The organism is Wolbachia endosymbiont (group A) of Cydia splendana, from assembly GCF_947179475.1.
Classification (GTDB): Bacteria; Pseudomonadota; Alphaproteobacteria; order Rickettsiales; family Anaplasmataceae; genus Wolbachia; species Wolbachia pipientis.
Genome location: NZ_CAMXBP010000001.1, coordinates 1 through 15,802 on the forward strand (window position 1 = coordinate 1; position 15,802 = coordinate 15,802).

General features: G+C 33.2%; 6 protein-coding genes and 2 pseudogenes. 5 read left to right on the forward strand and 3 right to left on the reverse strand.

Annotated features, from left to right (window positions below; translation table 11 throughout):
- Window positions 1-286 (reverse strand): annotated as a pseudogene (locus OM961_RS00005) (hypothetical protein); the annotation flags it as partial.
- A 197-nt stretch (window positions 287-483) separates the two neighbouring features.
- Window positions 484-939 (reverse strand): Hsp20/alpha crystallin family protein, encoded by a 456-nt coding sequence (locus OM961_RS00010; protein WP_141456730.1) that lies wholly within the window; start codon window positions 937-939, stop codon window positions 484-486.
- Window positions 940-1,274: 335 nt separating this feature from the next.
- Here OM961_RS00010 and OM961_RS00015 point away from each other — a divergent pair, with 335 nt between their 5' ends.
- Window positions 1,275-1,670, forward strand: coding sequence for a helix-turn-helix domain-containing protein (locus tag OM961_RS00015; protein WP_405196806.1), 396 nt, complete (start codon window positions 1,275-1,277; stop codon window positions 1,668-1,670).
- A gap of 313 nt (window positions 1,671-1,983) precedes the next feature.
- A pseudogene (locus tag OM961_RS00020) lies at window positions 1,984-2,430 on the forward strand (IS630 family transposase); the annotation flags it as partial.
- Between the two features lie 179 nt (window positions 2,431-2,609).
- Here the strand turns inward: OM961_RS00020 and OM961_RS00025 are convergent.
- Complete coding sequence (locus tag OM961_RS00025; RefSeq protein ID WP_264339067.1) at window positions 2,610-4,655, reverse strand: hypothetical protein; 2,046 nt, start codon at window positions 4,653-4,655, stop codon at window positions 2,610-2,612.
- 1,042 nt (window positions 4,656-5,697) lie between these two features.
- Between OM961_RS00025 and OM961_RS00030 the strand changes: the two genes are divergently transcribed.
- The 3 genes from OM961_RS00030 (at window position 5,698) to OM961_RS00040 (ending at window position 15,698) form a co-directional block, all read left to right on the forward strand.
- The gene (locus tag OM961_RS00030; RefSeq protein ID WP_264339068.1) at window positions 5,698-6,354 is read left to right on the forward strand and encodes an exopolysaccharide biosynthesis protein; all 657 of its coding nucleotides are present in this window, start codon (window positions 5,698-5,700) and stop codon (window positions 6,352-6,354) included.
- Window positions 6,355-6,879: 525 nt separating this feature from the next.
- Complete coding sequence (locus tag OM961_RS00035; RefSeq protein WP_264339069.1) at window positions 6,880-8,388, forward strand: hypothetical protein; 1,509 nt, start codon at window positions 6,880-6,882, stop codon at window positions 8,386-8,388.
- Window positions 8,389-8,396: 8 nt separating this feature from the next.
- Window positions 8,397-15,698 (forward strand): ankyrin repeat domain-containing protein, encoded by a 7,302-nt coding sequence (locus tag OM961_RS00040; RefSeq protein WP_264339070.1) that lies wholly within the window; start codon window positions 8,397-8,399, stop codon window positions 15,696-15,698.
- Window positions 15,699-15,802 lie beyond the last annotated feature (104 nt).

The following is a 15,802-nucleotide window of genomic DNA, read 5'->3' on the forward strand; positions in this document are numbered from 1 at the left end:
CATGATCTTTATCTATTTCTCTTTGTTTTTTGCTTGCGGCTTCAGCGCTATATATATCATAACTATTAAAAAGGTTGCTTTTGCGATATTTCGCTCCTTCCATTAACACAGAGGTTAAAACTGTATCTATAATCTTTCCATTAATAACAAAGTTCATTCTTGGAAGATCGAAATACATTGTTTCACCAGAGTGTGCTGATTTATTGCTCTCGCCAGCCTTTAATTTACTAAAGCTAAATTCTTTAATTTTAACCTTCAACGTAACTATTGGATTTGCTTCTGTCATAGTCCGTACTTATTAAAGCCCCTAAACTTGATTATAACATAAGAACCATTAATAGATTATTAACAACACCTAAACGCAACAAAGGCCTTACACCATCTGTACAACAAATACGCAAAGACAATAGAACTTTATTATATTCTATCTATAATGATTCAAAATAGCAAGCCTCAAACTAGAAGCCTGCTACCACTTACTGGTTACTTTACATCAATCTTCTTGATGTGTTTCTCTGACTTAGGTATGGTTACATGTAATACTCCATCTGAAAAACTAGCAGATACTTTATCTCGCTCCACATTTACTGGAAGCTGAATAGACCTATAGAAAGAGCCATAGTACCTTTCTCGATGATAAAACTGCTTATCTTTTGACTCGTTATCACATGTCTTTTCACCCTTCACTATTAAGCTATCGCCAGATATACTAATATCTATGCTTTCTTTGGAAATACCTGGTAACTCTAATGAGAGGCAATAGCTTTCCTTTGTTTCATAAAAGTCACAAGCTGGTAATAGACTGTTGCTTCTTCTGGAAAGCTCTGGATTCCATCCTGTAAAGAAGCTATCAAATATGTCATCAACGGCCCTTTGTAACCCTCTTACACTAAAGTTATCACGGTTATTGTTTTTATTTGAATGAACTATATTACTCATGTTGTACCTCCTTTCACTAATATGTGCATTATGTAATCATTCCACTTGTTAGTTTCAATACCTTATACCAAATATCATAAATAAGTAGGCAAATAACTCACAGAACAAATAGTTTTGATCGAACTTTCCGTAATATTACGAATGAATGCACATATAGTATCCTCCAATAAACTAATACCAATTCCTAAAAATAAATAGACAAATAAAGAAAAATTTCTAAAATAGAACAATTTAAGAATTAGTGAGGAGTTATGGCAGGAAAAAGTAAAGCAATAGGAGAAGAATGATATAATAAGTGTAACCTGGAATTAAAGAAGCACGGAATAAGAGGAGAGATAGGAAGAAGATTACAGGCAATAATATCTGGAAAAGAATATGGAATAACAAAAGTTGCTCAAATATACCGAATTACTAGAACTACATTGATGAAGTGGATTACAAGATTTAAGGAAGGAGGAGTCGATGCGTTTAAAATACAACCAGGACGTGGAGTAAAGCCGAAGTTGAGCTACAAGCAGCAAGAAGAAATTAAAAATGTCATAGCAGAAGAAGGAGCCAACCTAACGGCTAAGAAATTAAAAATCATAATTGAGAAAATGTTTTCTATTGAGGTAAGTAAGTCTACAGCACATGGACTGATGCAAAAGTTAGGTTTTTCGTATATTACTCCAAGGCCTGTGCACAATAAACAGGATAAAAATAAACAAGAAAAGTTTAAAAAAAAATCTTAATGAAACTATTGTCACGTATCCCGAAAAAGAGCTATTTTTCTTCGATGAATCGCGGTTTGGCACACATTCAAAGATTGGACACGGGTGGTTTAAAAACTTACTATTACCCACAAATATAAATGTTTGTTGCATAGCTCTTAATGGCATAACTTTTGCTTGAAATAACTGTTTATATGGTGCAATTTACAGCTTTTAGTTGCTAAAATTATAACTCTTAGTTTAATAATTTTAATCTAATAAGCTTTCAGGTTAATAAAATTAAATTATTTGAGTAAATACAATACTATGTTTTTATTTGTGGGTAATAGTAAGGTTTAAAAAAGGCATTAGGACACAGGTTAAGGTGAAATTAGGTAGGCAAAACTTTTATCTCTATAGTGCAGTTAATCCTAGAAATGGAGAGACTTCTAGTTTATTCGCACCAAACGTCAATACTGATTGTATGAATATATTCCTTGAGCAGATGTCACAATATTTAGGAACAAGGGAGGCATTTCTTATTGTGGATTGTGCAGGATGGCATAGATCCAAAGGTTTAAAAATACCACAAAATATTACCTTAATCTACTTACCTCCATATTCACCAGAGTTAAATCCAGTAGAGCATTTATGGCAATATTTGAAAGACAATCTCATTAAAAATAGAATATATGACTCTGTTAGTTTATTGGAGGATACTATATGTGCATTCATTCGTAATATTACGGAAAGTTCGATCAAAACTATTTGTTCTGTGAGTTATTTGCCTACTTATTTATGATATTTGGTATTATACCTAAATTTTGGATTAGTGATAAAAAAGCTAGAGGAAGAATGGACTATGGATTTGTCGAATTGGACTTTGAATACTTGATATCTTCTTTCCAGATAGATTGAAAACGAAGTTGTATAAAAAATGCTGCTTTGAATGGTTATTTTTGAAATATTTGAGCCTGATTTTTAAATTCCCCTTTCATTTACTAACTGATTGCAATAAGCTTCTTTCATAAAGCTAGATGGAACATATGATTTTTCTATTGTACAATCTGACTGTTTCATAGTTTTAGCTAACTCTTCAGAAACGTCACTGTTTATTTCAAAATAACCATCTTCTATGCCTATAGAAACATTTTTTCCTCCTAAAAGACAGCTCCCCCCTAAACTTGATTTATCCTCCAACTTACTAAAACGTGCTATGCTTTCTTCGTTGGCGAGCTTTACTTCTATTTTATTATTATCTCTATCACTAGGAGATAAATAAACACTGACCTTCCCAAAGTAAGTAGTAAAAGACATTTCAATTCTACCCTCCGAAATGTCGGTGTAATTCCTAACTCCTTCTTCATTTTCAACTCTAACTATACTTTCTCCAACTTGAAGCATACCAATTTCCAGACCTAAATTTTTAGCTTTTTTATTGTTGAATATTCTTGCAACTTCGACAACACTATCTTTTGGATATTTTATACAAAAGTGTCCATTGTCCATCTCTAACTCAAAATCATGATCATCAGTTTTTACACTTACGTCTACGATACTTTTGTACACCAAGTCCTTAAGTTCTAAAAGTATTTTTTCTCGTTGATCTAGAGCGTATCTATCTGAGCAAATTATGTTCACGAAATCGCCATGTTCTTCATCGCTAAATCTATTTAAAGACGCACCTCTTGATACTATTTGCAATATCTTTTTCTCATCTAAAAATCCATAAATTCGGGTAGTATCGTAAGAAAAATATAGCTTTTGCAATGTATCAATTATGCGATCCACTAAAGATATATTAGCTTTATACGGAAGAGTGAACATTACTCTTTGTTTCAGCGCCTCGCTTACAATTTTATCAAGTCTTTTATTGCACTCTTCATAATCCTCTTCATTACCATAGTTACCCAAAGCATCCAATTCATCATGAATATTATCTATTTTTTGCCAAATACTTTCATATTTTTCTCTTTCTCTTTCTCTTAATTTTACTTTTGCTAAGGAAAAAGAATCTTTTTTACGTATTATGTTTGCATTGTAGACTAGTTGACCGTAGGTCCTACCAACAATTTCATCATAATCAAAGCAATAGCTAACATTATAGTCACTTTCACTAGTTGATTCCTGATCATTGCTACTTTCATCGTCATCTTTATTCCATACTTCAATATCGTAATCAGTGTTTTCAAGGTTTTTGTCTTCACTTGTTCGATAATCTTGATTGTTTTCTACTTTTTCGTACAGCCAGGTTGATTTTTGATCATCGCTACTTTCATCGTCATCTTCATTCCATACTCCAATGTCGTAGTTAGTATTTTTAGGTTTTTTATCTTCACCTGTTTGATAATCTTCTGCTTCTCTATATAGCCATATTGATTCCTGGTCATCATTATCATTGATACGCCTCATTTCCACTTTTGTTGTAGACTGAGGTCTTACTATTTCTTTTCTTACGTTTTCTTTGTTTAATTCATCTTCAAGAGACACTTCATTACTAATATAGAAGTTTTTCTGTTTTAAACTCTCATTTTCATTCTGCAATGAACTAAATTCTGCAAACAGTTCTTCACGCTCTGATAAATAAACATAGAGCTGGCCTATTACATCATTAAGTTCCTTATCTTTTTCTAATATCTGGTTTTCATAATTACTCTTCAAATCCTCTATACTGTCTACCAGCACTACACTTTCTTTTCTTAGTCTACTTGAGTTAGATTCAACCAAATTTAACCTTTGCTGTAACTCTTCATTTTTTTTGTCTATCATCTGTATTTCACTCTTCATATCTTCTAATTTGCTGTCCAAGTTCCCTATTATGTCATTTTTATTCTTCACGTCCAATAATACTTTTTCTATTTCTTGTTTTAGCTGTTCAATTTCTTGGCCATTTTTAGTTAATTCTCTTGTTTTTCTTTGTAATTGAGCTTCAAGCTCTTTAATTTTCTTTTCTAGGATCTGATTTTTCTTGCTGAGCTCACTCACTTCTTGATCATACTCTTCCGCTATACCTTTATAGCATTCCAAGAGCTTTTCATTTTTCTTGAGATCAAAGTTTTCTTGTTGCAGCCTTTCTATTTCACCATCTGAATTATCTATTACTTGGTTACCCTCACTACCAATCTCAAATATCTCTTCAGAAGCTTACTATTACCCACAAATAAAAACATAATATTGTATTTACTCAAATAATTTAATTTTATTAACCTGAAAGCTTATTAGATTAAAATTATTAAACTAAGAGTTATAATTTTAGCAACTAAAAGCTGTAAATTGCACCATATAAACAGTTATTTCAAGCAAAAGTTATGCCATTAAGAGCTATGCAACAAACATTTATATTTGTGGGTAATAGTAAGCTTCAGAAGTAATCGTAAAATCTTTAAATACGCAAGGCAAAGTAGTGTCTTCAAGGTTATTACTATCAAATGAGTTATATTGTACTACCTGCCTTGAACCTTACTATTACCCACAAATAAAAACATAGTATTGTATTTACTCAAATAATTTAATTTTATTAACCTGAAAGCTTATTAGATTAAAATTATTAAACTAAGAGTTATAATTTTAGCAACTAAAAGCTGTAAATTGCACCATATAAACAGTTATTTCAAGCAAAAGTTATGCCATTAAGAGCTATGCAACAAACATTTATATTTGTGGGTAATAGTAAGGCCTTGAACTAGGCATACTTATACCTTTCTATTAACAAAGGCACACAATGCATTATATTTACTATATACGCAACTGATTTAAACATAATTTATTTACTAATTCATATTGTGAATTTTTATAAAATAGGTTTATATGCAAAATATTATAATAACGTTAAAGCACGTAGCTAATACCATTATTAGTACAGTATAAAGGGCCTTTTTGCCTATAATTGAAGAGTTTAAGCAAATTCATAATATACCTCATTTATCTTCTAATAACGAAAATTTGTATCGAAACAGATAAGACCATAAGTATGAAATTCAAAGAGGAATGAATCAGTTAAATCAAGAATAGATGTTGTGTTATAGTAGTGATTATGCTAATTATTGGGTCGTTTGGTTAAAAGGTAATTGTGAAAAGGGGTAAGAATTTGACTGAAGATAAAAAATTAGCATCTGACATTCTAAAAGAGGTTGCAGGTACTGGTACTGCTGATAGTGATAAAGTGACATTGTTTGACATTAAAACAGCTTTACAAGAACGTGGTTTTGGTATTTTAATAATCATCTTCTCCTTGCCGCTATCGGTGCCTATACCGGTTCCACCTGGTTATACAACTATTCTTTCTATACCTTTAATCTTGTTTTCATTACAACTTCTGCTTGGGTTTCATTCTCCCTGGATGCCACGTTGGTTGGAAAGGAAATCCTTTAAACGTTCAACATTAGCCCTTGTGGTTAAAAAAACTTTACCTGCATTAAAAAAAATAGAAAAGTTCATGAAACCGAGAATGTCTTTTATCTTCTGTGGGCCAGGTGAAAAGATTTTGGCATTTATAATGCTGGTTTGCGTATTGGTGATAGCCAATCCGCTTCCGTTGACTCACTTCATTCCAGCAATCGGTACGACTCTTATTTCACTTGGTATTATGAATAAAGACGGGCTTGTCTCGATACTTGGAGTGTTGGTATCCTTGTGTGGAATATTATTTGCTCTTATTGTAATAGTAAAAGGTCCACAGCTTATAATTAGTGCGTTTTCTTTTCTCAAGAGTTTTGCATACGGTTAATCTTGAGCTATTAGCAAATTAGATATTCTATAGAAATACCATGGCAACCAGTGTGGAAGCAAATTCTTTTGTTTACTGTTTGTGTCTCAAAAGCATAAAAAAGTACGTACTGTTGTGAGAACAATTTAAACAAAAGCGGCGTTTTAAAAGTAAAAGCTTGGAATTTTTACAACAAAGTTAGGCAAAACAGTTCATATGTAGATTTAGCGAAAGTAAGCCAATATAGGTGATTTCAGCGTATAATAAAATCACCATATAAAAAAGTTCGTATGTATCGTTTGGAAGACCATGCCATCCCAAAGAAAAGTGTTCTCACGGCCCTTGGTTTTTAATGCTGGAAATGGTTATATCACTTAATTTCTTAGCAAAATACAATACTAAATTAATAGCAATTCATTTGAGAGTAAAAACTAAGGCGAATTTATAATATGTCCTATTTGTCTTTTCAGTAACGAAGGTTGGTATAATTTTTTTCTTTAATAAATAGAAAATCATGATATATTAAGCATTTTAGTGAGGCAAATAATGAATTACACTTTAACGCCATCGCTTGAGCATATAACTCTAGTTAAGATAGCTATCACATTGTGGAACCAGGACGACATTAGGGCCTTGACGGCAAGGTTCTATTTTCGATCGTTAATTCTCAGTGAAAGACGGAAAGAGTGGCAAGTAGTAGAAGATAAGGTAATAGAAAAAATACCAGAGCTCCTGTTACCAGAACCCCTAAAAAAGAAAGTATTGAACTTTATCAAACCAATAGGCCTGGAGATATTAAAGTGGAGGGAGTATCATGATCAAAACTCCTATCTTGGTATAGATCTGCCAAATGAGCTTTGTTGGACACCACAAGGGACAGTAGATAAAAAGGAAACAGCAGTGGTGTTAATTAAAGATGAGAATTTAGATATTACCAGACGCTATAGACTGGCATGTATTTACTGTTTAGAGGATGATATTCGGGAACTATGGAGCAAGATGCCTGAAAATCGCAGAAAGTCTTTTTATAGCGAAGAAGATCCAAGAAAAGTTAGGCAGCAGGAATTAGTGGTTCTTTGGACATATTATACAAAAGGAGAAGTGAATAAGCTGGATAATATGATTGAAAGAAGATGGCAAAGTAAGTGTTCTCCTTATCAATATGCATTTGAATATGCAGCAGTTGGTGGTAATAAAGCGGCAACTGAGTATTTTTTGCAAAAACTAACTTCCAAGGAAAAAGAAGAGTCGTTAGTAAGATCTGCAGGATATGTAGCAGATAGACGTTGTGACTCTGCTCGCAATCGTACTGACCTTCCTAAAGAACACTATGCTGATGTTTTATGTTTTTTACTCTCACAAATGAATGAAGAGCAACAAACAGAAGTATTTAAAAGCTACCCTTATGAAGTGTTAAAATGCTTGTTAGATTGGCCTTGGCAAAGTTTCTTTATGAAAACGGTGAGTCGTATGTGGGATTTTCTTTCTGGAAAGGATTGTAATTATTTTTTGAGGGAAATGGTCGATAAAGTGATAGAGGGCCACAAAGATTATGACTATCAAAAGCTTTTTGGGAAATTTTGGCAGCAAAGCCCAGATGCTCATAAAAGGTATGTTATAGATGAATGTTCTAGTGGGTCTCTATTGTCAAAGTTACTTAAGATTGAAGATAAAGAGAATGTTAAGCTAATTTTAAAAGATGCAACTCTTATTGAAAAAGAAAAAATCATTTTTTACCGTGAAGGTAAGGATATCTGTGAGAGTTTAATTTATAACAATAAATGGGATTTACTAAAATTCTTTATTCAGGAGTGTATATTGTCCAAAGAAGTAATAATTAAGTTTAAAGAAAAGTTCAAGGAACGTATCATATGCCGTCGCTCGGAAGAAAAGTTAGAGAAAGAAAAGGATATGTGGAATAAGGCTTTTCAGTTGCTGGATGACCTTATTCACAAAGGTAACAAAAAGAGAAGTATGGAAGAAAGTGATAGTAGTCCAGCTAAAAGGCTTCATAGTATAGAATTTAAAGAAGTAGCACGTAGTATGAAAAAATAGGTGGAAAAGTGCCAAAAGCAACAGCTAAAACAAAACACATTAAACATAAGCCTGAATTAATAGAATTGTTACTTACAGAACCAATTAACTTAGGTAACGATAAAGGTAATCCAATTCTTGCGGTGGATAAAGAAAAGCCCGTAGGGTTTGCTGAAAAGTTTAGTTTATTTCTTAGTGAGACTCCAGATATTGGCTCGACGTCTGATCCAGAGTTTTTTATTCATGGTATTTTAGGTTCAGTTTTAATACTTCCTGAAAGTGGGCTAGTAGAAAAGCTTGGTATCGATAAGGTATATGTTAAGCATACTGAGGTTGGTGTACAAGATAGTAGAAAAAAAGGTAAAGCTAATGTTGTAAAGCTATGTTTTTCTCTTAAAAAAGATGGAAAGAAGCAAGTAGCCCTTAGAGTTTTTACGAATGATGGAATTACAGGTGGTAGAAATCCAGAAGATAAGTATCGTTATAGTGACGATGAACTTAAGGAAATAGCGGGAAAATTGGGTATTTCTGATATAGATAACGTAGATGAACATGTGTTCCGTATTTGTACTGAAGGAGAACCAGGCAATAAATCATTCAGACTACATAAATGGCAGATAGGTAGAGTAAAAGAAAAATTTAAGATAGCAGCATCTTCTCAATCTCAGGTTAATAACGAATTTAAAGAGATTAGTGTAGCTCAGTCTATAAACTTAGAAGATTCATTTAAAGAGCTTTCTAATGGAGATATAAAGGAAGTAATAGGTAGTACGGAAAAAATTTTCAAAGAATTTGCTAGCGTATATCGAGATAATCAAGAAAAATTTTCGCTAAGCAATTCAGAAGCAGCGTATCATGGGTTTCACTATGGAGCTTTAGCATTAAACTTTAAATATCGCTATGATCTTAACTGTTACGCTGAACGTACCGCAGGTAATGGACGTGCAGATCTGATATTTATGTCACGTACGAGAAAAGGTACAAATGACAGGATGAACCCAAAACCTATTCCAGTAGTTGTTGAGTTTAAAGGAGAAGGTCATACTGCTGATGAAGCCATAGCACAGATCAAGAACAAAGGCTACCTATATAACCTAAGCGTTAGAACTAAAGCAGAAGAGGCGGTTATATTAGGGATGAGTTGTGCTGAAGTAAAGACAGAACAAGCTAAGATTTTTCAATCGCAAGGCTTCCTGCAGCGATTATTAGAAGAGATGAAAAGGTTCAATCAGAATCGTATAAGTGAAATTAAAAATGTTTTAAAGGGTGAATTGAAGAATTTATATCATTCAATTCAGAGCCATAATCGCCATTATTTGAGTAAATTAGTATTTGGGCAGGTTTTAGCTGTAGACGATGATGAATTAGATAAATATATTTTTACTTATACGAATCAAGATGAAAGTATAGGAAGAGAAGCTACCACACTTGTGCTATCAAACCAGGCCAAGAGTGAGGCAGTAATATTAAATATTATAGAACGTAGTGGTGAGCAGAGAGCACTTAGGGGGAAAAAGGAATCTGATAGTAAAAGGACTCCCCCAATTGATGGGCTGAGAATCAATTCTGCAGTTAAAATTGATGTAACAATAAACACGGGAGTACAGCATAAACCAGATGGATTTGAAGTAGAAGGGGAAGAAGATAAATCTTATTATCAGGGTATAAATATAGAAAAAGTCTCTGGTAGTTCTCAAGGTAAGTTTCAGGGTCAATTCGAAAAGATAGAGAATGTTAAGGTTGGTAATTTAGTTAAAGGTCTACGGAAAAGTATTGACATAGAAAGAACAAGTGGTGACAAAAAAAGAAGTGATAGGAAACTAGGAGAATCATTGTCTCCTTTAGCGGAAGTCTTGTTTCCTTTCAAGGGATTAATCAAAAAAGAAATAGACTTTCAAGCAATAATACAAGGCTTATTTATAAATGAAGAAACTGAAGATGGTAAAGAGATTAGAGTGTATATGGAATCTAATGCATCTCCACAAGGGAGGATAGACCTAGCGTTATCTTTTACACAACTATCAGAAAATGATGACTCTTTCATAGAAGATGATCCAATTATCATAGAGTTAAAACTTGCTAATAGTGATAACGATGCAAATAGTAAACTAAAGCAAGCAAAAGAACAGCTGAGTGAGAAATATAAAGTTCTCAGGTCCTTCACTGATAAAAAGACAGCTAAGCATGTAGCTATGGTTTTCAATATTAGAGCCAGAGACAAGAATAATGTAATCAAGGTAAGCGCGCAGGATGTTAAAGTTGACCATACTTCCAGTAGCTCTCCTGAAAAGAAAAGACCAGGATCTCCACTTGCTGGATGCCCCAAGAGAAGGAGAGTGAGAAATGTGGATGTATTATGCATAGACTCGAATGATGAAGAGAGCATTGAAGAGAAAGAGAGAAAAGAAGAGTTTATGAAAGAACTATTCAATACTGATAAGATGAGGGAAAGAGCAAAAAGCATTGAGTTTTATGATCAACTTTTTAAGGTATCTGATCAGATGTTCAAAGAAGGAACTATAGATCCAAGTATCAAAGAAGCTCTTATAGTAAAGCTCAAAAATATAGATCTAAATTCAATAGATCCAGAGATTAGAGATATTGTGAAGGAAATGAAGAACAATGTAGAAAATAAAGAAGAAATAGAAAATATCCTGAGAAGATATGGAGTAGCAGAAAAAATAGGAAAAGTAGCAGAAGGTGCAGGTTTTGCCTTTACAATGTTTTTAGTTGGTAAACATATAGTAAATGGAGACATAGAAGGATTAGGCTATGATGCATTAAATCTCTGGGTAATGCCAAAGATTGGCGAAAAAATCTCTGGAAAGATATTAGAGTTAGGAACAAAGCTTGATTCTCAGATGCTAAAGGGGTTTGCGCCAGTTATGGGACGTGCTATAGGTAATTTTGCAGCATTTTTAGGGTTAGCGGAGTCAATAAAGGCTCATCAGAGTGCAACAGATCCAGTAGATATAAAGATTGCTGACCTAAACATTGCAACTAATTCCATTTTTATAGCTGCAGATGTACCTGCGGTTGTTACTGAGACAATGTCAGCTATAGGTATGGAAGCTGGAATAATAGGAGAATTTGCTGGTCCAGTTGGTGCCGCTGTTTCAGTTGCTGTAATCATTATAGCACAGTTTGTAGAAGCAGGACTTGAAGTAGAAAAATTAACAGAACAAATGAATCTTACAGATCAGGAGAGACATGATCTTTATTGGGATTTCTTTCTTGGTAAAAAAGTACCAGATTATATAAAAGATGACATAGAAGCAGAAAGTATATATAAACAATATGTATCAAAGCTTATAAGCCAATATAAAAATAATTATGATAAAATAGTTATGTCATTGCCTTATATATTGGCTACAAAGGAGGAGCGTGGTGATGCGGAAATACAACTCTTCAGAGTTTACTGTCGTACTAACACAAAAATAGTTGATACTAAGTTTGGTTTTGGATTCAATACAAATGTTACACATCCATTTCATATCAGTGATATTAATTCTAGGGTGGTTCCTACAAACATTGAGAGTTATAGTGTCGTTTGCGGACCACGTGATAGTGATGTTAAAGTACAAGTTGATAATCCTTCATGTACTGACTGTGTTGTAAATGGAATTGGTTCAGGATGTGATAGTTTATATGATCATAGCAACGTATTATTGAATAGAACATTTGAAAAGTGGTTTTTACAAGAGTATCCTAGCGACTGTTATAATGCGGTTATATATAGAAATACAAATTCCCGTGGGTATGGGAGCATGTATCATATACTATCTCAAGATGCTAATATTAATGTTGTTTTTCAAGAAAAGGATATTTTAAATGGTGATCGAGATAGGAGAGATAAGATAGAAAATAGGTACTATTTTGAAAAGTCGCTGGATAGCTGTAAGGTACATAATCCAGGTAGAAATTTCTTTTACATAGCAGGAAAGTTTTCTTGTGATTTAGGGGCAGATGGGCAAAAGAACATAGTCATAACACAAGGTAATCTTACTACAGATTCAATAAACATACATTCTATTGTTGGCAGCAACAAAGCTAATCATATAAAAGTTTCTTATGCAGATTATACAGACGGTAAAGGTGGCAATGATGTAATAACAGCAAAGAACTTTACTACAATAAAGGGTTATTTTGGTGATTCTATTTATGGAAAGGGTTTAGTATTATTACCAATAAATCTTAGTGATATAGGTAATATCACTCATACTAATAATATAACAACCATCTATAATAAAAGTGGAGCTTTTATAAGTATAGATAAACAGATATTGGTAAAAACAGCAGATGGTTCGTTTGTAACTCCGACAAAAGTAGACAATAAAACTGGTGTAGTAACAAACTTACATGTAACAAAAAGCGTAGGTAATGACGTTGTGTTAGATGATGAATTGGATAATTTAAGAAAAATAGACAATTCAAACTTTAGTATTACAAAGCAATTATCAAGCGCCAATTATCATAGCACTATAGGTGGCTCTAGCAATCATATTTTTTATCCTGATAAAGAGCATCATAATTTTTACTGGGAAGCTCCAAGTAATATAAGTCATCTTTATCTCTTCGATAACAGAAACGCTAATATTACGATTGCTCAAGCAAATGGTATACTAGATTTTAGCCAATTAAATTGTACATTAAGCGATATACAATTTATAGGAAATGATAAAGGAGAAATAAAGGTTAACAAAAATGATTTACATGTAACTTTGCTACCAGATTATAAAGATGTTACAGTTACATTTGACGGAAAAGAATATTACAAATTTCAAAATGGGGAACTAGAGCGTGATTATTGTTCTCATAGCTTTAAAGTAGATGGAAGATTCAGTGTTAATGGTACTGACCTGTTAAATCATCATAATTGTTTCACGTTTGATTCAGATAAAGTGCTTTTTTTGAAGCTAAATAATGATTTGCTATTGTTATCAGATAGAGGGGCATTATCAATATCGAATTATTATTCTTTTGTTCATAAAAATTGGGATTTATCCATAAGGCTAAATAATAGAATTGTGGAACCAGGAGAATTTGGAGAAAGAGCTGATAAATTTAGTTCTTTCAGATATTATAAACCAGATGAGCAAGGGTTACAGATTTATCATAACCAACCTGTTAACAAAAATGATATTGGTTTAGTTGATTTAAAAGATAAGTCTATATTAAATTTCGATATGAAAGTTATGAATGATATCTTATTGCTATCACATAAAAATAACACTCTTGTAAAAGTAGAAAATTGGAATACTTATCAGCCAGCAAAAGAAATAATGTTTGCTTTTAATGATGCAGTGGTTTCTAACTCAAAATGTATAACTTCTATTTGTAATCCAGAAGATGTTATAGTGGAGTTTAATAAGGAAAAAGTAATTTTATTAAAAAAACTGGTGCTCAATGTTATAGCGAAAGATAATTTTAATAAAGCTAAACATTTAATTAAAAGTACTAATTTTGAAGGTGGGGATGAATTAAGGTATTTATACTTAACTATCATTGCTATTCAAATGTGTAGACTGCACTCAGTCATAACTCTTTTTAATAGAGGGTATTTTAGCATCAGAGATAAAGACATTCATGTTCTGCGCTGGGCTATTCAGGAGGGTAAATTAGACATAGCTAAGTTTCTTATTGATCAAGGCGCTGATATTGAGTCTCGAAACGCATACAATGAAAGACCCTTGCATCTTGCTGTTAAAGCAGGCAGTTTGGATATAATAAAGCTTCTTTTTAATAAAGGTGCTAATGTCAACGCTACAGATATGTATGGCCAAACGCCTTTAAGCTTGGCTATTCGAAGGAATTGTAGAGACATAGTAGAGTTTTTAAGACAAGCACAATTGGATTTAGATAGAGAATTGTCAAATGCGACACAAGATAGCTGTTCTGGTAAAATTAAAAGTCTTGTAAGTCGAGGTGCTAATATTAACATCAGAAATAATGATCGTAATACTCCTCTGCACCTAGCAGCTAAAAAGGGTTACTTGTGTATGGTAAAAGAGCTCATAGAGAACGGTGCTAGAGTTGATGTTAAGAACCGCTTTGATGAAACTCCTCTACACTGCGCTGCTGGAGAAGGTTTTTCAGATGTAGTAAAAGAGCTCATAAGGAGAGGGGCTAATATTGCTGCCCGAGATGGCAATTTTTATCGTACTCCTCTGCATTTGGCTGCTAAAGAAGGTCGCTTAGATGTAGTAGGGAAGCTCATAGAGAACAATGCTGATATTAATATTCGGAATGACTATGGTAGCACCCCTCTATATAAGGCTGCTGAGGAAGGCTACTTGAGTACAGTAAAAAAGTTCATGGAGAATGGAGCACACATTAGTATTAAGAATAGATATGGCAGAACACCACTAGATATTGCTAGAGATAAAGGACATGATAGTGTTGTGCAATATTTAGAAGGGATCGAAAGAGAAAGAGGAAAACCTGTACAACGTAAACGCCGTCATCATCATGGGGATCACGATCGTCATCATAGTCACTTATCACATAAACCTCTTGCTATAGATTTAAGTAATCAACCTGAGATAGTAGCTAGGCAAGATGTGTCAAAGAATTCATTGCAGGGTGATGATACAGGCTATAACAAGGAAAAAGCTACAAGTGTAGGGAATAAGCCATCTTCATGGATAAATGATTTATTTGGTTGGGTAAAGAGCTCTATAGGTGGGTTATTAGGTTCTAGAGCTGCTTTACCTGAGAAAACATTCACTCAAAGTTCAATCTCACAAATTAGTGCACCAATTGATGTAAATGGTACAATAATGTTACTTGATTTATTAATTAGAAAAGTTACAGGTCAAAAGTATATTTCTACAGTAGGTCAGTCTATATCCCCACTAGAGGCACAGGGATATACACTCAATATTACAAAGGAATTTGAGAAAGTAGTAGAGCAAGCTGGATTAAAAAGTGGTGTATCAATGCATCGATTGAATATTGATTTTGTGGAAATACAGAAAGAAGTTACAGGGAAAATCATGAGTGGTAAATTTGATGAGATCTCAGGAGTTTTAAGTTCGTATTTAGAGAAAGCATGTCCTGGTAGAGAAGCAGGATGTCCTGGTAAGTTAAGTTCGAAGAAGCTTGACAAGTTTATGGTAGAGTTTAATAGCAGGCTAAATGTTGTACTAAATCAATCAATACAGCAGATATTACACAATGGAGATGGTACATTAGAAGTTGATGGTGCAAAGCAAATGAGTTTAGAGCCTCAAAGTTATTTAAGTAATGCTTCAGTTCACAGCCATTCAAAAGTATCAACTTGTCTTTCTGAGATAGGAGTAACTAAGCTTGGAGGTAATATCAATAGGTAGGTTATAATATAAGAGGTGCAGCTATAAAATGCCAAGTAGTGGAAAATTTAAAGTGAAGGTAGCCAAAATAATTAGGGATACCAGACCAAGTTTGATGGTCCTAA